Consider the following 20,413-nt stretch of genomic DNA (forward strand, 5'->3'; position numbering starts at 1 on the left):
GGCGTTGGAGACTGATTTAGGGCTTGTGAGCTTTGCTGTTCAGTGGGATAAAATAGACCATTATGTTCGAGAAAGTTGAATAGTGAGCGCGCCCGGCACGCCAACGCTCGATCAGTTGCGCATCTTCCTCGCGGTGGTGGACAGCGGCAGCTTCGCGGCGGCGGGGCGGCGGCTCAACCGCGCCGTGTCCGTCATCAGCTATGGCATCGCCAATCTGGAGGCGCAGCTTGGCCTGACGCTGTTCGAGCGGGAAGGGACGCGCAAGCCGGAGCTGACGGTCGCTGGCCGGGCGCTGCTCGCCGATGCCCGTGCCGTCGCCCATGGCGTGGACGGGCTGCGCGCCCGCGTCAAAGGCCTGCTCGATGGGCTGGAGGCGGAAGTCGATCTGGCCGTTGACGTCATGCTGCCGGCCGAGCGGCTGGGCGCGGTGCTGCGCGCCTTTGCGCGCGAATATCCCACTGTCCAGCTCCGCCTGCATGTCGAGGCGCTTGGTGCTGTCCTCGCGATGGTGCGGGAGGGGCGGGCGATGATCGGCATTTCCGGCCCGCTCGCCATCGGCGCCGATGGGGTGGAATGTGTCGCGGCGGGCTCGGTGCCGCTGGTGCCGGTCGCCGCGCCCGATCATCCGCTGGGGCAAATGGCGCAGATCCCGCCGGGCGCCGGGCGGGATTACACCCAGCTCGTGCTCACCGACCGCTCCCGCGCCACCGATGGGCAGGATTATTCGGTGCTGAGCCCCAAGACCTGGCGGCTGGCCGATCTCGGCGCCAAGCACGCCCTGCTGTGCGAGGGCGTCGGCTGGGGCAACATGCCGCTGCCGATGGTGGAGAGCGATCTCGTCGCCGGCACGCTGGTGCGCCTCGCCATGCCCGATCATCCGGGCGGAACCTACCGCTTTGCTGGCATCTGGCGCCGGGATACGCCGCCCGGCCCGGCGGCTGAATGGCTGATCGCGCAGTTCGTCGAACAGGGGCGGGCCGATGCGGCGCTTGCCGGGATGATCGATCTCTGAACCCTGCCGCATCGGGGTGCGCGCACCGGCAAGTTCCTGCGCAAACAATCGGCTAAGGGCGGAGAGCGTCACCGGACGAGCGATATGGAAGCCCGACCGGCGTTAAAGGAGAGGATGTCTGCGCATGGACAGAGCCGCTTTGCTGGCATTGCTGGATGAGACCGTCGCGTCTCTGGGCGCCAATGATCCCCAGCGCTTGGCCCTCGCGCCCCGGCTGCGCTACACCGAGAACAGCGTCGAATTCCCCTTTGGCGATGGCGCCTGGAAGACGGTGACCGGCATCGGCGAGTATCGCTGGGATGTGGTGGACGTGCGCACCAGCAATGCCGCGCGCTTCGGCGTGCTGGAGGAAAGCGGCGACAAGGCGCTGTTCGTGCTGCGGATCGCGGCGCTGGAGACCGGCGCGCTCGCCGAGATCGAGCTGCTGGTGGCGCGCGCGACGGACAGCGGCGTCCCCTTCCTCAACACCGATCCCGCGCCGCGTCCGGAACTGACCGAGCCGGTCCCGCCCGCCTCCCGCACCGAACGGGCACGGATGCTCTCGCTGGCCGATGGCTATTTCTCCACGCTCGAGCAGAATGACGGCACGCTGCACACCCGCTTCACCGCGGATTGCGAGCGGCGCGAAAATGGCGTGCAGACCACGCACAATCCCCAGCCCGATCTGGCGCCGGTCGCCAGGATGGGCTGCGAGGAGCAGTTCCTGCTCGGCTATTACCGGTTCGACAACTGGATCCGCGCGCGGCGCTATCCGCTGGTGGATGAGGAACAGGGCGTGGTCCTCTGCGGCGGCTTCATCGACCATGACGGGCAGACGCGCGATTATCAGCTCACCAATGGCGAGACGCGCACCGGCTTTTTCCTCCGCCCGCACAGCTTCGCCTATCTGGAAGCCTTCAAGATCCGCGACGATGCCATTTCCGCCGTCGAGGCGGTGTTCCACTTCGTGCCCTACCGGATGCGCTCGCCCTGGGCCCAGGACGAGCGCGATCCGCGGCTGGCGAAGGCCTAAGCTGATGCCACCTGATCCAAATACACTCGTCACCCCGGACTTGATCCGGGGTCCCGCTTTACTGCTGGCCGAAGCCGAAGGCAGCGGGACCCCGGGTCAAGCCCGGGGTGACGACGTGGAATCCATAATATCCCCCGACCCCAAGGAGCACCCCCATGTCCGATGATGTCTCAGCCCTGCGCGAGGAACTGGCGCGTTTGCGGTCCGATCTGACGGCGCTCGCCGCCCGCGCCGACAAGGCCGATCATTATGTCGAGATCTGCAATCTCCAGTGCGCTTATGGCTATTATGTCGACAAGGGCCGCTGGGACGATGCGGCCAAGCTGTTCGCCGAGGATGGCACGCTCGAGCTGGCCGGGCGCGGCGTCTATGTCGGGCGGGAACGAGTGCGGGAATATCTCCACCACTTGCCGCCTTATGGTCCTGGCGTGCTGTACAATCACATGCAGCTCCAGCCGGTCGTTCACATCGATTGTGCGGCGGGCACCGCCAAGGCGCGCTGGCGCACGTTCATGATGGTCGGCGGCGTAGGGCGCGAGGCGCGTTGGGGTGAGGCGACCTATGAGAACAGCTACAAGATCGAGAACGGCAAGTGGCGGATCGCGCAGCTGCACGGCTATATGAACATCTACACCGAATATGATGAGGGCTGGCATCGCGGCGGCGTCCAGCTGCTGCGCTCGATCGACGGGCTGCAGCCCGATCTGCCGCCGACGATGGAGTATGAATCCTACCCCGAGCCGGTGATCGCGCCTTACCATTATAAGGAGGTGTAGGGCGGCCCAGGTCGCCCGCGCGCTGCCGCTCGCCGCTCAGTCGGTGGGCGGCGTGCGCTTGCTATTGGGGTCGAATTTGAGCATCTCCACGCTCTTGAGCGCCGGGTCCCAATGCTCGGCAATCATGCCATTCTCGATGCGGAACAGGTCGAACCAGCTCGTCACATAAGGCTGCCCCTCGGCATCCTTCTCGGGCCGCTCGAACACGCACATTACCATGTCCCGCTCGGCGATCATGTTGACCAGCGGCAGCATGATCCGCTCCTCGATCTCGCGGACCGGGCGCGAGCCCTTGATGAAGTCGACCAGCGGCTGGCGGCCGGAAGCGACATTGGGGTTATGCTGGATATAGCCCTCGGCGATGAATTCGGCGGCCCGGTCGGCATGGCCCGCCTGCAGCACGGTGCGATACATGTCCCAGACGAGGCGCTTGTTGGCTGCGAGCTTGGGATCGTCGCTCTCCAGCAAGGCAAGCTGGTCGTCGCGATCGGTAATGGCCTGACTCATGCGGATCTCCGTTGCAAAATGAGGGCGCGGTCAATGCGCCGTGGCGGTCGCCTGCGCCGCGCGGTGGTTGGTCCGCGCCGCGAGATACAGCATCAGCCCGCCGACCAGGAAGAAGATGGCGAACAGGCCGATGGCATAGCGCAGGCCCAGGGCCGAGGCCGCCGCGCAGGCTGAGCCATGAACCTGTCCGGCAGCCCCGGCGCACTGCGTGGCGAACTGGCTGCCGCCATAGATGAAGCTGGAGGCCATATCGCTGACCACGCCGACCGAGGGCGGTCCCAGCCCCTGACCGAACAGATGGACCATCAGCAGGAACACGGCTGATCCGGTCGCCCGGCTGAAACTGTCCAGCGAGCCGTGCAGCGTCGCGATCGCCGGCCCCATCGCGGTGTAGAAGGAGAAGGAGCCGACCAGCATCAGGGGAATGGCGATGAACAGCATGTTGCTGCTCAGCCCCGCCAGGAAGATCGGTACGCCGATCACGGTGCCGAGCGCCGGGAAGCCAAGCAGCCAGCGGGCATCGCGCCGGGCCATATGCTCGCTGCCATAGCCGCCGAGCAGCGTGCCAAAAAAGGCGGCAATGCCCGAGACGACGCCGAAGACCAGCCCCGCCTGCGCCGCATCCAGCCCGAAATTGCGGGAGAAGAAAGCGGGAAGGAAGGTGTTTACCCCAAAGGCGCCAAGGCTGATGAAGGCGAGGCCTGCGAGCACATAGCGGATGCTCTTGTTGCCAAGCAGAAGCCGCACCACCTGCCAGGTGCCGAGCTTGCCCGATCCGGCGGCGGCAGGGGGCACACTGCGCTCTGGCTCATGCAGGCAGAAGAAGCACAGCAGGGCGATCAGTCCGCCCATCACGCCGAAGAACATGAATGTATCGCGCCAGCCGAAATGCTCGGCAATGGCGCCGCCCGCGAACGATCCGACCAGAGCCGCCACCGGCACGCCGAGCATGTAGAGCGACAGGGCCGAGGCGCGCTTTTCCGGCGGCACCATGTCGGAGATCATCGAGTGCGGCGGCGCCTCGGTCGCCGCGTTGCCCGCCGCCATGCCGCAACGGCACAGGAAGAGCTGGAAGAAGCTGACCGTCGCGCCCGCCAGTGCCGTGAACACCGAGGCGAGCATCAGGAAGCACGCGGTCACCCGCGCGCGGTTGTAGCGTTCCGCCAGGCGCGCAATGGGCACGCTCGCAAAGGCGTTCACCACCGCGAAGGCCGTGCCGCCGAGCAGGCCGATCTGCAGATCGCTGAGCAGGAACTCGGCTTTGATCTTCTCGGCGATCAGCGCGATCATCACGCGGTCGAGGAAGCCGAAGGCGTTGATCGAGGCGAGCAGGATCAGGGCGACGGTGAGCTGTCTTCTGGTCACGTTTATCTGTTCCCGGGTGGCAGGCCTGCGGTCGGCAGGCATCGAGCGGCAGGCCTATCGGGATAGACCCTCAGCGCGACATGCCGATTGGATGGGAGCGCATGGACCTGACTGGTCGTGCTCGCGATCGCGATCCCCCTTCCGGGCCGTTCAGTGCAGCGAGAAGAGATTGCGATAATCGCGCGGCGTAAGGCCGAAGCGCTGTTTGAACGCCCGGCTGAAATGCTGGGAATCGCTAAAGCCCCAAAGGTGGGCGATCTCGGTGATCGAGCGGCGGGCGAGGGCCGGGTCGACCATCTCCTCGCGGCAGCGCTCCAGCCGCCGGTCCCAGATGGCGCGGGCGATGGTGTAGGCCTCGCCCTCGAACAGCTTGTGGATCGAGCGGCTCGACATGCTGAAATCCCGCGCGATGCGCGCGATGCTGAGGTCCGCGTCGGCCAGATGCCGGTCGACATATTCCAGGATCGCGCGCCGCCGGCTTTCGCGCGGGTCGGGCATGGTCAGCACGTCATCGGCATGGATGGTCATGTTGACCAGATGGGCGATCTGGTCGCCGAGCAGCTCGCGGTCCTGCATCCGCAACGTGTTGCCGGTCATCACCGAGGCGCTGACGCTGGCATGAAGAATCTGGGCCGGCCCCCGCAGGAAGCTGCGCGGCTTGCGCCAGCGGTCCAGACTCCAGCGGGGTGCAGCGAGCAGGCTGCACGGCACCGTCACGGCCAATTGACGGCACTGGTCCGGCGCATCGATGGTGTAGGGCACATCCTTGCGCAGCGCGCACCACTGGCCGGCCTGCACATCGTTGTAGAGCCCGCCCTGGCTGATCCGGGCGGCGCCTTCCTCCTGGAACAGCAGCTTCATGGTCGGTGGCGATCGCCGGTCGGCCATGTCGGGCAGGACAAGCCGGTGACTGCCCAGCGAAACGATGCAGAAGCGAAGCGCGCCGAAATCGCCGCCGCGCAGCGATGCCTCGCGATCGTCCGCAAATTCGATGTGGGGCGCCTGCGTGACGGCGCACCATTGCCGGCTGCGCTCGACGCGGCTCGATGCCTTAGTGGTGAAGATGTGCATCCCCGTCATTCCTCTCGCATCCTGGCCGGGGTCTTGCGCCCTCGGTCCGGCTTTTGCGCACGCTAGACCCCATATCGGGGCCTGTCCAGCAGACCGCCACACTGTTGATTTTGTCTCCAGTGCGGCGCTGGTCAGAAAGATGCGTCGCGAGACAAGTTTGCCCGCAAGCGCGCTGATAGCAGGGGCCTCAGCCGCATCATGGACATGTATTTGAGATGACGTTGAAAGTGCCATTGCCCCTTGCCGCCGAGGCGCGTCATTTCATTGGCGGCGCGTGGACGCCCCCTGCGGCGGGCGACCGGCTGCCGGTGGAAAACCCCGCGACCGGTGCGGTCTTTACCGAGGTGGGTGCGGGCACTGCAGCGGATATCGACCAGGCCGTGCAGGCGGCCGAATCGGCGATGGTCGCGGCCCGACGCACGCGCTGGACGCCAGCCCAGCGGCAGGATGCCCTGCTGGCCTTGGCGCAGGCGGTGGAGCGCCATGCCGAGGAGTTCGCGCTGCTCGAAACGCTCGATACCGGCAAGCCGATCAGCAACAGCCGGCGGGTCGACGTGCCCGGCACCGCAGCGACCTTGCGCTATTTCGCTGGCTGGGCGACCAAGCTCACCGGGGAGAGCATGGAGCTTTCCCAGCCCGGCGAGACGACGGCGTATACGCTGCGCGAACCTGTCGGCGTGGTCGGCCACATCATCCCGTGGAATTATCCGCTGATGGGCGCTGCGTTCAAGCTCGGCCCCGCGATTGCGGCGGGCTGCGCGGTGGTGCTCAAGCCGGCGGAACAATCCTCGCTCTCCGCGCTCAAGCTGGCTGAACTGGCTGTGGCTTGCGGCGTGCCGCCCGGCTTCTTCAATGTCGTGACCGGCCTTGGTCCGGTCGTGGGCGCGGCGCTGGTCGATCATCCCGGCGTCGCGAAGATCAGCTTCACCGGGTCGACGGCAACCGGCACCCAGATCGCGGCCGACTGCGCGCGGCAGATGAAGCGGGTGACGGTGGAGCTGGGCGGCAAATCGCCGGTCATCGTCTTTGCCGATGCCGATCTCGATGCCGCCGCGCGCGCCATTGCCATGAACATCTTCTTCAACAGCGGGCAGACCTGCTCGGCCGGCTCGCGCCTGTTCGTGCATCGATCCGTCGCCGATGCGCTGGTGGAGAAGATCGCCCGCATCGGCGCGGCGATGACGATCGGCGATCCGCTCGATCCCGCGACCCAGCTCGGCCCTGTCATCACGCAGGCGCAGCGGGCGCGGATCATGGGCTTTGTCGAGGGCGCCCTCACGCAGGGCGCCAGCCGCGCCGGCGGCGACATCGCCTTGCCGGCGCAAGGCTATTATGTCGCTCCGACGGTGCTCGGCTCCGTTCAGGCAGGCATGGCGGCGGTGGATGAGGAGATTTTCGGTCCCGTGCTGTGCGCGATCCCCTTCGACACCGACGATCTCGACGAAATCGCCGCGCTGGCCAATGCGAGCCGCTATGGCCTCTCCGCCTATGTCTGGACGGGCAGCCTCTCGCGGGCGCATGGCATGGTCAGTCGCCTCCGGGCCGGGACCGTGCGGGTGAACAGCAGCGCCGGCGACATTGCGATGCCCGCGGGCGGCGTCAGGCAATCCGGCTTCGGCCGCGAAAATGGGAGAGCCGGGGTGGAAGCCTATACCGAACTCAAATCCGTGACGATCGCGCACGACCATCAGGCCCGCGATCATGGCTGAGGCAAGCAGCGCGCCCGTGCCCGGCTTCGCGCCCGCCTTCCGCATGACGCCCATGCGCGCTTTCCCGGTCACGGTCGGCGAGATCGCGACCGGTGGTCAGCGCAGCTATGTGTCCATCGGCGGGGGCACCTTCGTAGGCGAGGGGCTTGAGGGCCGGCTGGTCGGCGGCAGCGAGATGCATCTGCTGCGCGCCGATGGCGTCACGGTGGTCGAAGCCTCTTATTATGTCGCCTTCAGCGATGGCAGTTTCGCCCGCTGCTTCGGCAATGGCTATCGCACCCGCGCACCGGATTTCGAGGGGCTGCGGCTCGCTTTGCTGTTCGAGGCGGCCGAGGATGGCGGCGTCGCCCATCTGGCGCGGCTGGCGTTCGTCGCCGAGCAGGCCGAGGGCAGCCCTGTCCTCAATATCGAGAGGATCGTCTGACCATGCGGCTGGAATTCGCTCTGGAAATGCGCATCGGCCTTGGTCCGCGCATGCATATCGAAGTCGCGCAGGGCTACACGCGCGGTGCGGTGCTGATCGGCGAGGGCAGCTTCTCCGGCCCTGGCCTTTCGGGCCGGATCGTCAAGGGCAGCGGCGGCGATTTCCCGCTCGTGCGCCCCGATGGCGGCGGGCGGTTCGAATCGCAATATCTGCTGGAGACGGACGACGGCGCCCATATCCTCAAGCGCAGCACCGGCGTGCGCAGCGCCCCGCCGGAGGTCGTCAAGGCCCTGCTGGCGGGCGAGCAGGTCGATCCGCAAAGCTATTATATGCGCATGACGCCGCGCTTCGAGGCGCCCGCCGGCCCCTATGACTGGCTGAACCGCACGATCTTCGTCGGCGTCGGCCAGCGCAATCCGGAAGGCTCCATTTTCCGGTTCTGGAAAGTCGTCTGAGCGTGGACCGGTTCGATTACATCGTCGTGGGTGCCGGCTCGGCGGGCTGCGTGCTCGCCGCCCGCCTGTCCGAAGATCCGCGCAACCGCGTGCTGCTGCTGGAAGCCGGCGGCAGCGACCGGCGGCTGGACGTGCGCCTGCCGCTGGCAGTCTCCAAGCTGTGGCCCAATCCGGCGCTCACCTGGGGCTTCATGTCGGAGCCGGAGGCGGAGCTGGACGGCCGCCGTCTGCCGGTCGCGCGTGGGCGGATGCTCGGCGGCACGTCCTCGCTGAACGGCATGATGGCGATCCGGGGGCACAAGGCCGATTATGATGGCTGGCGCGATACCGGCCTCACCGACTGGGGCTGGGACGATGTGCTGCCCTGGTTCCGCAAGCTGGAGCGGCACTGGCGCGGCGATACGCCCGAACATGGCGGCAGCGGGCCACTGAGTGTCGAGCCGCACCCGGCACCCAGCCCGCTGATGGCCAATGTGCTGGAGGCGGCCCGGTCGCTCGGCTACCCGATCACGGAGGATTTCAACGGCCCGCGAACCGACGGCTTCGGCATGCCGGATTTCACGACGCGCAACGGTCGCCGCGCCAACACCTCCGAGGCCTATCTGCGCCCTGCGCTCGGCCGACCCAATCTGGAGGTGCGCACCGGCGCCGTGGCGACGCGCGTGCTGCTGCGTGATGGCCGGGCAATCGGCATCGAGGTTTCACGCGACGGGCGGCGGGAAGAAATCCTCGCCGAGCGCGAAGTGCTGCTGGCCGGCGGCGCGATCAACGCGCCGCAATTGCTGCTGCTCTCGGGCATCGGGCCGGGCGCCCATCTGCAGGAGATGGGCCTGGATGTCGCCGTGGAGAGCGGCGAGGTCGGCGCCCATCTGCAGGATCATCCCGGCGCCGGCATGGAGTTCGATCTCGATCCCGCGCTCGCCTTCGACCGGGAATTGCGCTTCGACCGGCTGACCGGCTCGTTCCTGCGCTGGGTGGCAGGGCGCAAGAGCATCATGGGCGCGCCGCCGCTCGCCGCCTCCGCCAATGTTGCGACCGGTGCCGACCCGGATGTGATCGACATGCATTTCCTGCTGATCCCGCTCTCCATGTTCTCGCGGGTCTGGTTCCCCGGCGTGGCCCGGCCGTTCGGGCCGCGCATGGGGGCGATGTGGTCGCTCAATTATCCCAAGAGCCGTGGCTGGCTGAAGCTCGGCTCGCCCGATCCGCTGGCCCATCCGCGCATCGCCTTCAACCTGATGAGCGATCCCGAAGACCAGCGCGCCATGCTCGGCGGCTATCGCGGCCTCGAGGCGCTCATCCGTCAGCCGGCGCTCGCCAAGGTGGTGGGGCAGATGCGGCGGCCGGAGCGGCCTTTGCTGTCGGACGAGGAGGTCATGGCCTATATCCGCGAGACAGCGGCGACGGCCTATCACCCGAGCGGCACCTGCCGCATGGGCAGCGATGCGCAGGCTGTGGTCGACGGGCGCCTGCGGGTGAATGGCGTGGACGGGCTGCGGGTGGTCGATGCCTCCATCTTCCCGCGCCTGCCCGGCGGCAACACCAACCTTCCGGTCATCATGGTCGCCGAGCGCGCTGCGGACTTCATCAGACGCGGAGAGTAGCCGCATCCTGCCGGATCACTCGGCCGGTTCCCTCTCCAGCGGCTGCTCATCGCCAATGTAAAGCAGCGCGCCCTGATCGAGCAGGCGCTGCTGCACGGCACGCACGTCCACCTCTCGCGGCGTAACGCCCGCGCGCACCGCAAGGCTGGCCGCCGCACCCGCCGCCTCGCCCATGGACATGCAGGTCGCCTGATCGCGCACCGCGCCGAGCGCCGCGAAGGTAGCAGACACGCAGCGCCCTGCCACCAGCAGGCCCTCAACGCCCTTGGGCAGCAGGATGCGATAGGGAATGTCGTACGGCGCCTTGAACGGTGAGGCCACGCCGTCGCCCCACAGGCCGGTCACCGAATGCAGGTCCGGCCCGCGCGGCCCGCCCTTGGCGATCACGTCGGGGAAGCGCCGCCCTGCCAGCACATCATCCTCGGTGAGGATATAGTCGCCGACGATCCGCCGGCCTTCGCGCGCGCCGCCGGTGGGGGATTCCATGACGATATAGGCCTCCTCGAAGCCGGGGATGCGCTCGCGCAGGAAGTTGAGATACACCCGGTTGAGCTTGCGCCGATAGATCAGCGACTTGCTCACCTCTTCCTCATTGGTGTGGTCGTACCAGACCTCGTACACGCCGGACATCATCTGCCCGTCGCGCATCTTGCCGTGGCGGAAGATGCCGATGCTGCCAAAGCGCGGCGGCGGATAGACCGGCTCGGTCGCGCCATAGAGCAATGGCACCTTGCCGGCCTTGATATACTCCACCCATTCGCGGTCCAGCCCGGCGGGGAGGGGCACATATTTGCCATCCACCTTGGGTGCCGTCGCCTTGCCCGGGATCGGGCCGCCCGCTGCGGGAGAGAGGCGCAACTTGGGGATGCCGCCGGCCGCGCGGATGCGGTCCACCTCGTCCCAGTCGGTCGGCTGGGCCATGGGCTCGGCGTAGAGCGTCTCGCCCTTGAGTGACTTGTAGGTGTTGACCGGCCGCCCGCCGCCCATCAGCGCGGAGCGCTCGCGGTCCAGCTCGGCGCGCTCTTCTTCACTCAGCAGCGGCTGGTTGCGCAGATAGTCGATCAGCCGGTCGACATCGATGCCGCCGATCTGCATGTCCATCGATCCGCCATGATGGCGCCCGTCTTCCTCGCGGCCATGGTGGAAGGGCGCGCCGGCCCAGGCGGCCACGTCGGCATCGGCCGAGGCGTCGATCACCACATCGGCCAGCACCACCTGGCCGCCCGACTTGTTGCCGATGGCGACGCCCGTCACGCGCCCGTCCTCCACCAGCGTGTCGAACACCACGGTGTTGAACAGGATTTCGACCCCGGCCTCCTCCATCATCTCGTCGAGCAGGCTGGTCATCATGACGGAGTCGGTCGGGTGCCGCGCGATCGGGCTACCCTCGGGCGCGCCGCCCATGGCCTGGATGCGGTGCAGGATCTCCAGCGAAATGCCCTTGACCACCGGCGTGCCGATGCCTTTCTCGATGATATAGCCATTGATGCCGATGCCACCGATGCCGCCCCCGGTCATCATCCCGCCCAGATAGCCGACCCGCTCGATGAGCATCACCCGCGCACCATTGCGCGCCGCGCTCAGCGCCGCGACACAGCCGGCAGGGCCGCCGCCCACGACAACGACGTCCATCGCCTTCGCCGGCGCCAGCGCGGCCACAAACCGCTCGTTATTCCTCTGGACGGCCATGCGCTCTCCTTCGCTCCTATCATTCGGCGAGAGCATATCCCGATAAAGATCATATAGAAAGACAGTATTATTAATTGTGGGGGCAAAGGCGTCAGTAGCGGGCGCTCAGGCTGAGCCACAGCGAGCGGCCCGGTTCGGGGAAGCCATCGGTCAGCACATAATCCCGGTCGAAGAGATTGCGGCCTCCGACGCTGAGCGTGGCCTGCGGCGTCAGCGCATATTCGATGCTCAGCCCGGCCAGCGCATAGCCGCCCGTCTTGTAATAGATGGGCGCGAGGCCGTTGGCGGAGGCGGGCGTGACGGTCGTGCGGCGCGAGGCAAAATCGAGATTGGGGGCGATGCGCAGGGCAGGGACGGGCCGCCAGCCAAAATAGGCAAAGCCCTTATGGCCCGGCACATCGGTGAGCTGGAACGGACGGATCAGGCTGCCCGCCGGCGCCGTGCCGACCCTGAAGTCCCGCTGGATGTAGGAGTAATTGCCGCCCAGCTCGATCTGGTCGCTCAGCTTCACATCCACCGCGACCTCGCCGCCATAATAATGGGCCGATCCATAATTCTCCCGGCGATTGAGGTTGGCCGGCGTGCGGACCGAAACCAGCGCGTCGCTCACCCAGCTGTGGAAGAGCGCTGCGCTGACATGGAGCGGCCCCAGCTGACGCGCGCCGCCGACCTCCAGCGTGGTCGCCCGTTCCGGGTTCAGGGCGGGATTGGGCTCGGCGGTGCCGAACTGGCTGCTGAACCGCTCGAACAGGGTCGGAAAGCGGGCGCGAGACGAGAGCGAGAGATGCGCCGCGCTGCCATGCTCGCCGCGCCAATCCAGCCGCCCTTGCGCGTTCAGCGCATCGACGTTGCGCAGCGGGAAGCTGTAGAGCCGGTTGGCGCCGGTCTGCCCCTGCGGCACTCCATAGTCCTCCGCGCGGTCGAGATCGCGCCAGTCATAGGAGGCGCCCAGCGTCAGCGTCAGGGCGGGCAGCAGGGCGAGGCGGTTCTCCACCGCGATGCTCCAGTTGCGCTCGGCACTGATCTGCACCGGCTCGGCGATGCTGCCGGGCAGGCCCGGCCGGCTGGTCTGGGATTCGCGGTGCTCGTCATGCCGATAATGGAAGGCGAGGGTCAGGCGATTGACGGGCAGCAGGTCCACGCCGAGTTCCGCCGATCCGCCATAGGCCGTGTCCGCATAAGGGCTGTCGAAGGACCGACCCAGCGTCTGGCTGGTCTGGCTGCGATTGTCCCAGGAGCGCAGCAGATTGTCGAAGCGGCTGTAATAAGCCCGCGTCTTGAGCGTCGCCTGATTGCTGAGCGCGGTGGTCGAAAGGACGGACAGCGTGTCGATGGTCCAATAGGGCCAACTCCAGTTGCGCAGCGAGACATTGCTCGTGTCGCTCACATGCAGCGGCGCGTTCTTGCTGCCCTCTTGCCGTGTGTAGCTCAGCACATATTCGTCGGTGGCGTTGGGGGTGACGCCCAGCTTGGCATTCACGCGCCAATCTGATGTGCGGGAGAAGTCGCGCGCGCCGCCGTCCTCGTTCGCGCTGACCGGGTGGAAACCACCGGCAAGCGTCCAGTGATCGGTGAAATTGCGGGCATAGCTCGCCTGCGCGTACCAATGGTCCTGCCGCGTGCCGAGTAGCGCGAAGACGCTGTAGCCACCATAGGCCGCATCGCGGTCGAGATTGAGCGTGGCGCGCGCCTCGGCCTCCACAGCCTTGGTGGGCTTGCGCGTGACGAGATTGATCGCACCGCCCATGGCACCGGGACCATCCAGCACGGAAGCATAGGCCTTCGCGACCTGCACCTCGGCAATGTCCGGCGTGAGGAAGCGGCCGAAATCCAGCCGGTTGTCGGCCGGGAGATAGACGCGGATGCCGTCAATCGAGAGCGGCACCTGAAAGCGGTCGAACCCGCGCACGAACACCAGCCGCTCGTTGCGCGAGCCGCCGCTATTGCCCGCCGACACGCCCGGCAGGAGATTGATCGCATCGTCGAGCTGCACGCGGTTGAAGCGGACCATGGCCTGCTGGTCGAGCGTGTCCGTGCCGAGCAGCCGGTCAGGTCCGGCGGGCGCCGTCACGATGATCTGGCCGAGGCCGAAACTGCCGGCCTCGCTCTCCGGCGCCTGTGCGCGGCCCGTGCCGGACGTGACCAGAATTGCGGCGCCCAGCACCAGTGTCGCTCTCATCAATGGGTCCCCTTTTCTTGTTCGTGATTCGATGTATATACGCGAATACATCGAAAGGACCGACCGTCCAGAGGAGAAGCGGACAATGCGTGTGATGATGGCTCTCGCAATGGCGCTGGCACCGGTGCCGGTTGCCGCTCAGGCGACCGCTGCGGATGCACCCGCCTGCGCGGACGATGCAACTCTGCCGCCTGAATTTGCGGCCTGGCGCAGCGCCGAGCGGGTTGCCAGCGCGACGGAAGCAGCCGTTCAGCTCAAGCCCGGCCAGGCCGTCGATCTCGCCTTGTCGCCTGCGTCGTCTGTCACGTTCGCTGCCGCACCCGAGCGCGCGGCCAAGCCCGGCACCCACGCCGGGATGCTGGCGTTCGACGCCCCGCGCGAGGGCGTCTATCGCGTCGCCTTGGGCGCAGCGGCCTGGCTGGACATGGTGACCAACGGCGCCCGCGTGACCTCCCTCGCGCATGGCCATGGGCCTGCTTGCTCGGGCATCCGCAAGATCGTCGATTTCCGCCTCAAGGCCGGGCGCCACATCCTGCAGACTAGCGGCAGCGAGGCGCCCGTCATCAGAGTGATGATCGTCCCATCACCCGAATGACGTCGGGCCGTCCGTCCGGCCAAGAGCAGATTTCCCCAATCGCCGCGCAGGCCCGGTTCTGATAAAGTTGCGCCGAACTGTGAGGGGGATCATCCATGAGGGCGCATCGGGAATATCATCTTGTTTCGCGTATCGGCTGGCTCCGCGCGGCGGTGCTGGGCGCCAATGACGGTATCGTGTCCACGGCCAGCCTCATCCTCGGCGTGGCGGCGTCAGGGGCGGATCGGTCGGCGCTGATCGTTGCGGGTGCTGCCGGTCTGGTGGCCGGGGCGATGTCGATGGCGGCCGGCGAATATGTCTCGGTCAGCTCGCAGTCCGACACCGAGCGTTCAGACCTCGCGCGCGAAACGCAAGAGCTGGCCACCGCGCCCGAGGCCGAGCTGCAGGAACTCACCGACATTTACGTCGCGCGCGGCGTCGATCCAGCGACGGCGCGGCGCGCGGCCGAGCAGATGATGGCGCATGATGCGCTCGGCGCCCATGCGCGTGACGAGCTGCATATCACCGAGACGACGGCGGCGCGCCCGGTGGTCGCGGCCTTTACCTCCGCCGCGACCTTCACGGCTGGCGCGGCGCTGCCGCTGGTGCTGGCGGCCGTGCTGCCGATGGACCGCATGGTTTGGGGCGAGGCAGCAGGATCGATCCTGTTCCTCGGCCTGCTCGGCGCCATTGGCGCGCGCGCTGGCGGGGCCAAACCCTGGCGGCCGGTGGCGCGGGTGGTCTTCTGGGGCGCGCTTGCCATGGCCCTGACAGCCGGGATCGGGCGGCTGGTCGGGACGAGCGTCTGAGCCGACGGCGTGGACCGCCTAGCTGGCGGGCGTCGCAATCCCCGCCTGATCGCTCAGCTCCTTGAGCCGGTAGAGCATCGACTTGCGCCGATCGAGCAGATGGAGGCGCATCGCCGTGAAGGCGCCCTCACTGTCGCGCGCGGCGATCCGGTCGAAAATGCCCTGCAGCGACTTGTAGCCGATGCGGCTGTTGCGCGGCGAGGCTTCCAGCGCCGTGAACAGGTTGAGCAGCGCATGTTCCAGCGCATGCATGAGCGTCACCAGCGTGCGCGCGCCCGAAGCCTCCACGATGAAGCGGTGGAAGGCAAGGATGCGATCGACCGACTCCCGGCGCGGCAGGTCCGGTTCCATGATCCGCTCCAGCAGCAGCCGCAGCGCCTCGATCTGGTCGTCGGTGATCTTCTCGGCAGCCAGCTCTGCGGCGCGGCATTCGATCCCGATGCGGGCATCGAAAATCTCCTCGGCCGTCACCTGCACGAGCATGAACTGCACCGCCAGGGCGGTGGCGAACTGGTCCGGCTTGCCCTCGGCAATCGTCGCGCCGCCGCCCGCGCCGGTCTTGATCGTCACGACGCCCAGCGCCTCCAGCCGGCCCAGCGCCTCGCGGATCGGCACGCGGCTGGTCTGGAAGGTCTCGGTCAGCTGCGCCTCGGTACCCAGGAACTGGCCGGGCTTGAACTGGCCGGCAAACAGCGCGTCGATCACCTGCGTGACGATGCGCGAGGCGAGCGACTGGCTGCGCACGGAACTGAAAACGGTGTCGGATTCGGCCAAGGGAACAGGCTTTCTCATGTTGGCATCGTCCGCGCGGGGCGGGCGATCGGTCATTCTATATGATGATTTCAATCCTGCCCCGCCCGGCATTGCTTGACAAGCCACGCCGCATCGGATGAAAAAGAATAACTATATTATAGTTTGATCCATTCAAGTGTGGGGGAGGGCGGAATGTCGCCGGAAGACAATGCCTTGCTGACCCAGACCGGCCCCGGCACCCCCATGGGCGCGTTGATGCGGGAATATTGGATCCCCGCTTTCATGCCGGACGAAGTCAAGGCTGGCGGCGCGCCGCTGCGGCTACGGCTGCTCGGGGAGAACTTCCTTGCCTTCCGCTCGCCCGATGGCTCGCTTGGCGTGGTCGATCATCGCTGCGCCCATCGCTGCGCGTCGCTGTTCTACGGGCGCAATGAGGAGGGCGGCATCCGCTGCGTCTACCATGGCTGGAAGTTCGATCGGAATGGCCAGTGCATCGAGATGCCGAGCGAGCCGCCGGAGACCGACTATAAGGACAAGGTGAAGATCCGCGCGCTGCCCGTGGTCGAGCGCTACGGCGTCGCCTGGGTCTATATGGGCACCCGCGCCGAGCCGCCCGCGCTGCCGCATTTCGACTGGGACGAGGTAGAGGCGGGCCAGCCGCTCACCGTCACCTTCATGATGCGCGAGTGCAACTGGCTGCAGGCGCTGGAGGGGGATATCGACACCTGCCATGTCGGCTTCCTGCATCTGGGCGCGGCCACGCCGGACCAGTTCGAGGAAGGCTCGATCAATTATTACAGGCAGATGCGCGAGAATCTTGCGCCGAAATATGAGGCGCTGGAGACCGATTACGGCACCATGTATTGCGCCTATCGCCCGGCCGGGGACAATCTCTATCACCGCATCGGCCAGTTCGCGCTGCCTTTCTGGACCATGGCGCCGTCCGAACCGCTCGACCATATCCGCGCCCGCGCATGGGTGCCGCTGGATGACCATCATGCCATGCTCGTCACCATCGGCGGTCCGCGCACCGGCGCCACGACGCTGACCAAGGCGGGCAAGCCGATCCCCGGCACCACCTCGCCGATCAATTTCCTGCCCAACAGCACCGACTGGCTCGGCCGCTTCCGCATCGATGCCAATCCGCGCAACGATCATCTGATCTCGCGCGAGGCGCAGTCGACGCAGAGCTATAGCGGCATCGAGGCGATCCCGGTGCAGGATCAGGCGGTCACCGAGAGCATGGGGCCGGTGGTAGACCGCACCATGGAGCATCTGGGCACCAGCGACCGGATGATCGTGCTCACCCGCCGGCGGCTCAAATGGGTCGCGACGGCGTTGCGGGACGACGGGGTGGTGCCGCCGGGCGTCGATAATCCGGCCTGCTACCATAATGTCCGCGCCGGCTACGCGCTGCTGCCACCCGAGCAGGATTGGCTCGATTTCTACAATGCGCGCCGCGCGGTCTGGAGCAAGGGGACCGCCGAGCCGGTGGACCGCAAGCGCCGCCTTGCGCCCGCGCCAGCCTGAGGACCGTTCATGCCTGCCACCTCTTCCCATCGCCCCGGCGCGCACTTCCTGCAACTGCCCGGTCCCACGACCACGCCGCAACGGGTGATGGAGGCGATTGCGCGTCCAACCATCAACCATCGCGGGCCTGACTTCCGTGATCTCACGGTCGAGGTGCTGGACGGGATAAGGGGCATCTTCAAGACCGCTGGCCCGGTCATCATCTACCCCTCGTCCGGCACCGGCGCGTGGGAGGCGGCGCTGGTCAACGCGCTCTCGCCGGGCGATGCGGTGCTGATGTACGAGACTGGCTGGTTCGCGACGCTCTGGTGCCGCCTCGCCCGCAAGATCGGCCTGGAGCCCGAGCTGATCCCCGGCGACTGGCGCAGCCCGGTCGATGCCGCAGCCATTGGCGAGCGCCTGCGCGCGGACAAGGCCCATCGCATCAAAGCGGTCTGCGTGGTCCATAACGAGACCTCCACCGGCGTGACCTCAGACATCGCCGCCGTGCGCCGCGCCATCGATGAAGCCGGGCACCCCGCGCTGCTGATGGCCGATCTCGTCTCGTCGCTGGCGTCGGTGGATTATCAGCATGATGCCTGGGGCGTGGATGTCGCAGTCGGCGGCTCGCAAAAGGGGCTGATGCTGCCGCCGGGCCTCTCCTTCAATGCCCTGTCGCAAAAGGCCATCGCGGCGTCGAAATCGGCCGGGATGAGGCGCTCCTATTGGGATTGGGGCGAGATGCTGGAGGCCTATGCCCGGGGCTTTTTCCCCTACACCCCGGCCATCAATCTGCTGCAGGGGCTGTGCGAGGCCATTGCCATGATGCAGGAGGAAGGGCTGGATGCCGTCTTCGCACGTCACCAGCGGGCGGCGCAGGCGACGCGCGCGGCGGTCGCCCAATGGGGCTTCGAGACGCAATGCCGGGATGCCGCCGCCCATTCGCCGGTCCTCACCGCCGTGCGGATGCCGGACGGCCTCTCCGCCGATGCGGTGCGCGAGGCAGCGCTGGAGCGCTGCAACATGAGCCTCGGCAATGGCCTCGGCCAGCTCGATGACCGGGTGTTCCGGATCGGCCATCTCGGTGACTTCAGCGACGCGCTGGTGCTCGGCACCGTCGCCGCGACGGAAGCCGCGCTGGCCTTCGCGGGCGTCCCTTGTCGGGCGGGCGGCACGGAAGCGGCCATCGCCGTGCTGACCGGTCAGGCGCAGCGCGGCGCGCCCGGCCTGGCCGCCTGATCGGGCGAGGGCGGCAAGAGACAGGACGGGAGCGAGGGCATGGCAGGTCGAGCGAGCCTTACAGACAAGATCGCCATCATCCGCGCGACCTGGCGCTATCCGGGCTGGGGGGTGGTCGCCAAGGCGTTCTTCATCTTCCTCATCGCCTTCGGCGCGCCGCTGACCATGCCGTTCGTCTATCCCGAGGTCATGAAGGAGTTCGGCTGGACGCTCACCCAGGCGACGCTCATCTACACCTATAAGAGCCTCACCGGCGCGATCATGGCGATCTTCATCATCGGCCCGCTGGTCGAGCGGATCGGCCTCAAGCTGGTGCTGGTCGGCGCCATGGCGGCCGAGGCCATCGGGCTGGCGGGCTTCCTGTTCGTCCACTCGCTGTGGAGCTATTATGTCGTCGGCTTCATGATCGGCATCGGCCAGGGCGCCGTGATCATTTCGCTGCGCCTGCTCGTCTCGCGCTGGTTCATGCGCAATGTCGGGCTGGCGACAGGCGTGGCGGTCATCGGCACCAGCTTTGGCGGCGTGCTGTTCCCGCTGATGACCAGCCAGCTTATTCCGCTTTATGGCTGGCGCGTCGCCTTTGCCTGTCTGAGCATCGGCATCTTCTGCATTTCCATTCCGCTCGCGCTGTCGGTGCGGTTCAACCCCAGCGAGGCGGACGTGCTGCCCGAGGCGGTGCGGACGAGCGAGCAGGTCAGCAGCGCCCGGCTGCGCGCGGCCGATCTCGGCATCAGCTTCCGCACGATGCTGCGCCAGCACGCCTTCTGGCTGATCGCGCTGGCGACGTTCCTCTCGGCGCTGATCGATCAGGCGCTCTTCCAGCACAGCATCTATTATCTCACTAACGAGATCGGCCTCTCGCGCACCGTCGCGGCCTCGGCCTGGTCGCTCACCTTCCTCATCGGCATCGGCGCCAAATTCGTCGCGGGCATGACGTTCGATCGCTTTTCGGTGAAGGGCGTCGCCGGCTGGAACCTGCTGCTCGGCCTCGCCATCCTGCTGGCGTTGCCGGTGCAGGGGCTGTTCACCGCGCTTGTCTTCACCACCGTGCTGGGCGTGGCGCATGGCGGGCTGACCGTGGATGGCCCGGTCGTCGCCAAGCATGTCTACGGCCCCGGCCTCATGAACCGCCTGCTGCCGGTGCTCGCCGGTTTCAACACCATGGGCTCGGCCTTCGGGCCGGTCGTGCTGGCGAACCTGTACGATCGCACCGGCACCTATCTGGTCGGCTTTGGCGTGTTCATCGGCCTGACGATCGTCGCCGCACTGCTGATGGCGCGCGTCACCCCGGCCTATCTGCTGCGGATTAGGGCCCTGCAGGATAGCGGGTCAGAACGCGCAGCCGATGGCTAATGGCTGCCTAAACAAATTCCAGCCGTTGACTATGCGCTGTCACCCTATGTTGAGCGGCGCGTTTGCTCCCTATCCTGCGTCATTCCCGCGAAGGCGGGAATCCAGTCAAGCTCGCAAGTTCAATCCCAGGGTGACGGCAAGATCCTGCCAATCGGGTTGGCCTGCTCGATCAAATCGAGCTTCCAGGTTCTGCGCCATTTCTTGATCTGCTTTTCGATGAGGTTGGAAGTGACGCCCAGATAGAGCGTACCGTTGCGATGCGACGCCAGCAGATACACTTGGGGATCGATTTCGCGCGTCATTTCAACGTTGCTACTGGATTCCCGCGTTCGCGGGAATGACGAGGTGAGGCAACAATCATGTCCGGACGATC

Annotated in this window: 19 protein-coding genes; 12 read left to right on the forward strand and 7 right to left on the reverse strand. The window is 66.9% G+C overall.

The features are described 5' to 3' along the window. The first annotated feature begins 82 nt into the window (after nucleotides 1-82). From M2337_RS07195 to M2337_RS07205, 3 genes are all read left to right on the forward strand, one after another. Nucleotides 83-1,012, forward strand: a complete 930-nt coding sequence (locus M2337_RS07195) for a LysR family transcriptional regulator (RefSeq protein ID WP_264569661.1) — start codon at nucleotides 83-85, stop codon at nucleotides 1,010-1,012. A 124-nt stretch (nucleotides 1,013-1,136) separates the two neighbouring features. Next, nucleotides 1,137-2,024, forward strand: coding sequence for a hypothetical protein (locus M2337_RS07200; RefSeq protein WP_264569662.1), 888 nt, complete (start codon nucleotides 1,137-1,139; stop codon nucleotides 2,022-2,024). Between the two features lie 155 nt (nucleotides 2,025-2,179). After that, nucleotides 2,180-2,800: a nuclear transport factor 2 family protein gene (locus M2337_RS07205; RefSeq protein WP_264569663.1), complete on the forward strand. Its 621-nt coding sequence runs from the start codon at nucleotides 2,180-2,182 to the stop codon at nucleotides 2,798-2,800. 36 nt (nucleotides 2,801-2,836) lie between these two features. On the opposite strand, the gene M2337_RS07210 is transcribed toward M2337_RS07205, so the two are convergent. The 3 genes from M2337_RS07210 to M2337_RS07220 all read right to left on the reverse strand — a co-directional run bounded on the left by M2337_RS07210 (nucleotide 2,837) and on the right by M2337_RS07220 (nucleotide 5,752). Then, nucleotides 2,837-3,307, reverse strand: a complete 471-nt coding sequence (locus tag M2337_RS07210; RefSeq protein WP_264569664.1) for a nuclear transport factor 2 family protein — start codon at nucleotides 3,305-3,307, stop codon at nucleotides 2,837-2,839. Between the two features lie 30 nt (nucleotides 3,308-3,337). Further along, on the reverse strand, nucleotides 3,338-4,672 hold the full coding sequence (locus tag M2337_RS07215; RefSeq protein ID WP_264569665.1) for a spinster family MFS transporter: 1,335 nt from the start codon (nucleotides 4,670-4,672) through the stop codon (nucleotides 3,338-3,340). 150 nt (nucleotides 4,673-4,822) lie between these two features. Then, on the reverse strand, nucleotides 4,823-5,752 hold the full coding sequence (locus M2337_RS07220) for a helix-turn-helix domain-containing protein (protein WP_264569666.1): 930 nt from the start codon (nucleotides 5,750-5,752) through the stop codon (nucleotides 4,823-4,825). A gap of 206 nt (nucleotides 5,753-5,958) precedes the next feature. Between M2337_RS07220 and M2337_RS07225 the strand changes: the two genes are divergently transcribed. From M2337_RS07225 to M2337_RS07240, 4 genes are read left to right on the forward strand one after another with little or no spacing between them, the layout of a single operon-like run. Continuing rightward, on the forward strand, nucleotides 5,959-7,452 hold the full coding sequence (locus M2337_RS07225) for an aldehyde dehydrogenase family protein (protein ID WP_264569667.1): 1,494 nt from the start codon (nucleotides 5,959-5,961) through the stop codon (nucleotides 7,450-7,452). After that, nucleotides 7,445-7,876, forward strand: coding sequence for a DUF3237 family protein (locus M2337_RS07230; RefSeq protein WP_181558938.1), 432 nt, complete (start codon nucleotides 7,445-7,447; stop codon nucleotides 7,874-7,876). Before M2337_RS07225 ends, M2337_RS07230 begins: the two co-directional genes overlap by 8 nt. A 2-nt stretch (nucleotides 7,877-7,878) precedes the next feature. Continuing rightward, nucleotides 7,879-8,331: a DUF3237 domain-containing protein gene (locus M2337_RS07235; protein WP_264569668.1), complete on the forward strand. Its 453-nt coding sequence runs from the start codon at nucleotides 7,879-7,881 to the stop codon at nucleotides 8,329-8,331. Nucleotides 8,332-8,333: 2 nt separating this feature from the next. Continuing rightward, nucleotides 8,334-9,935, forward strand: coding sequence for a GMC family oxidoreductase (locus tag M2337_RS07240; protein ID WP_264569669.1), 1,602 nt, complete (start codon nucleotides 8,334-8,336; stop codon nucleotides 9,933-9,935). Nucleotides 9,936-9,950: 15 nt separating this feature from the next. On the opposite strand, the gene M2337_RS07245 is transcribed toward M2337_RS07240, so the two are convergent. Continuing rightward, entirely contained in the window at nucleotides 9,951-11,624 is a 1,674-nt protein-coding gene (locus M2337_RS07245; RefSeq protein WP_264569670.1) for an FAD-dependent oxidoreductase, read from the reverse strand. Between the two features lie 91 nt (nucleotides 11,625-11,715). Continuing rightward, entirely contained in the window at nucleotides 11,716-13,803 is a 2,088-nt protein-coding gene (locus tag M2337_RS07250) for a TonB-dependent receptor plug domain-containing protein (RefSeq protein WP_264569671.1), read from the reverse strand. 85 nt (nucleotides 13,804-13,888) lie between these two features. Here M2337_RS07250 and M2337_RS07255 point away from each other — a divergent pair, with 85 nt between their 5' ends. Both M2337_RS07255 and M2337_RS07260 read left to right on the forward strand, forming a co-directional pair. After that, nucleotides 13,889-14,398: a homogentisate 1,2-dioxygenase gene (locus M2337_RS07255; protein WP_264569672.1), complete on the forward strand. Its 510-nt coding sequence runs from the start codon at nucleotides 13,889-13,891 to the stop codon at nucleotides 14,396-14,398. Nucleotides 14,399-14,493: 95 nt separating this feature from the next. Then, a complete protein-coding gene (locus M2337_RS07260) occupies nucleotides 14,494-15,186 on the forward strand; it encodes a VIT family protein (RefSeq protein ID WP_264569673.1) in 693 nt (230 codons plus the stop codon). An 18-nt stretch (nucleotides 15,187-15,204) separates the two neighbouring features. On the opposite strand, the gene M2337_RS07265 is transcribed toward M2337_RS07260, so the two are convergent. Continuing rightward, nucleotides 15,205-15,960: a FadR/GntR family transcriptional regulator gene (locus M2337_RS07265; protein WP_264569674.1), complete on the reverse strand. Its 756-nt coding sequence runs from the start codon at nucleotides 15,958-15,960 to the stop codon at nucleotides 15,205-15,207. 171 nt (nucleotides 15,961-16,131) lie between these two features. On the opposite strand from M2337_RS07265, the gene M2337_RS07270 reads away from it, so the two are divergent. Genes M2337_RS07270 through M2337_RS07280 form a run of 3 tightly spaced genes read left to right on the forward strand, consistent with a single transcriptional unit; the run spans nucleotide 16,132 to nucleotide 20,040 of the window. After that, on the forward strand, nucleotides 16,132-17,469 hold the full coding sequence (locus M2337_RS07270) for a Rieske 2Fe-2S domain-containing protein (protein WP_264569675.1): 1,338 nt from the start codon (nucleotides 16,132-16,134) through the stop codon (nucleotides 17,467-17,469). 9 nt (nucleotides 17,470-17,478) lie between these two features. Next, nucleotides 17,479-18,687: a pyridoxal-phosphate-dependent aminotransferase family protein gene (locus M2337_RS07275; protein ID WP_264569676.1), complete on the forward strand. Its 1,209-nt coding sequence runs from the start codon at nucleotides 17,479-17,481 to the stop codon at nucleotides 18,685-18,687. A gap of 39 nt (nucleotides 18,688-18,726) precedes the next feature. Next, on the forward strand, nucleotides 18,727-20,040 hold the full coding sequence (locus tag M2337_RS07280) for an MFS transporter (RefSeq protein WP_264569677.1): 1,314 nt from the start codon (nucleotides 18,727-18,729) through the stop codon (nucleotides 20,038-20,040). 119 nt (nucleotides 20,041-20,159) lie between these two features. Here the strand turns inward: M2337_RS07280 and M2337_RS07285 are convergent, their stop codons facing one another. Further along, entirely contained in the window at nucleotides 20,160-20,342 is a 183-nt protein-coding gene (locus M2337_RS07285; protein WP_319799427.1) for a hypothetical protein, read from the reverse strand. Nucleotides 20,343-20,413 lie beyond the last annotated feature (71 nt).

Origin of the sequence: Sphingobium sp. B2D3A (assembly GCF_025961795.1) — a bacterium.
GTDB lineage: Bacteria > Pseudomonadota > Alphaproteobacteria > Sphingomonadales > Sphingomonadaceae > Sphingobium.

Bases quoted from the DNA above. Each gene is read 5' to 3' on its own strand.
- M2337_RS07200 (WP_264569662.1), top strand. From the start codon at position 1,137: ATGGACAGAGCCGCTTTGCTGGCATTGCTGGATGAGACCGTCGCGTCT.
- M2337_RS07205 (WP_264569663.1), top strand. From the start codon at position 2,180: ATGTCCGATGATGTCTCAGCCCTGCGCGAGGAACTGGCGCGTTTGCGG.
- M2337_RS07210 (WP_264569664.1), bottom strand. From the start codon at position 3,307: ATGAGTCAGGCCATTACCGATCGCGACGACCAGCTTGCCTTGCTGGAG.
- M2337_RS07220 (WP_264569666.1), bottom strand. From the start codon at position 5,752: ATGACGGGGATGCACATCTTCACCACTAAGGCATCGAGCCGCGTCGAG.
- M2337_RS07225 (WP_264569667.1), top strand. From the start codon at position 5,959: ATGACGTTGAAAGTGCCATTGCCCCTTGCCGCCGAGGCGCGTCATTTC.
- M2337_RS07230 (WP_181558938.1), top strand. From the start codon at position 7,445: ATGGCTGAGGCAAGCAGCGCGCCCGTGCCCGGCTTCGCGCCCGCCTTC.
- M2337_RS07235 (WP_264569668.1), top strand. From the start codon at position 7,879: ATGCGGCTGGAATTCGCTCTGGAAATGCGCATCGGCCTTGGTCCGCGC.
- M2337_RS07245 (WP_264569670.1), bottom strand. From the start codon at position 11,624: ATGGCCGTCCAGAGGAATAACGAGCGGTTTGTGGCCGCGCTGGCGCCG.
- M2337_RS07250 (WP_264569671.1), bottom strand. From the start codon at position 13,803: ATGAGAGCGACACTGGTGCTGGGCGCCGCAATTCTGGTCACGTCCGGC.
- M2337_RS07255 (WP_264569672.1), top strand. From the start codon at position 13,889: ATGCGTGTGATGATGGCTCTCGCAATGGCGCTGGCACCGGTGCCGGTT.
- M2337_RS07260 (WP_264569673.1), top strand. From the start codon at position 14,494: ATGAGGGCGCATCGGGAATATCATCTTGTTTCGCGTATCGGCTGGCTC.
- M2337_RS07270 (WP_264569675.1), top strand. From the start codon at position 16,132: ATGTCGCCGGAAGACAATGCCTTGCTGACCCAGACCGGCCCCGGCACC.
- M2337_RS07275 (WP_264569676.1), top strand. From the start codon at position 17,479: ATGCCTGCCACCTCTTCCCATCGCCCCGGCGCGCACTTCCTGCAACTG.
- M2337_RS07280 (WP_264569677.1), top strand. From the start codon at position 18,727: ATGGCAGGTCGAGCGAGCCTTACAGACAAGATCGCCATCATCCGCGCG.
- M2337_RS07285 (WP_319799427.1), bottom strand. From the start codon at position 20,342: ATGACGCGCGAAATCGATCCCCAAGTGTATCTGCTGGCGTCGCATCGC.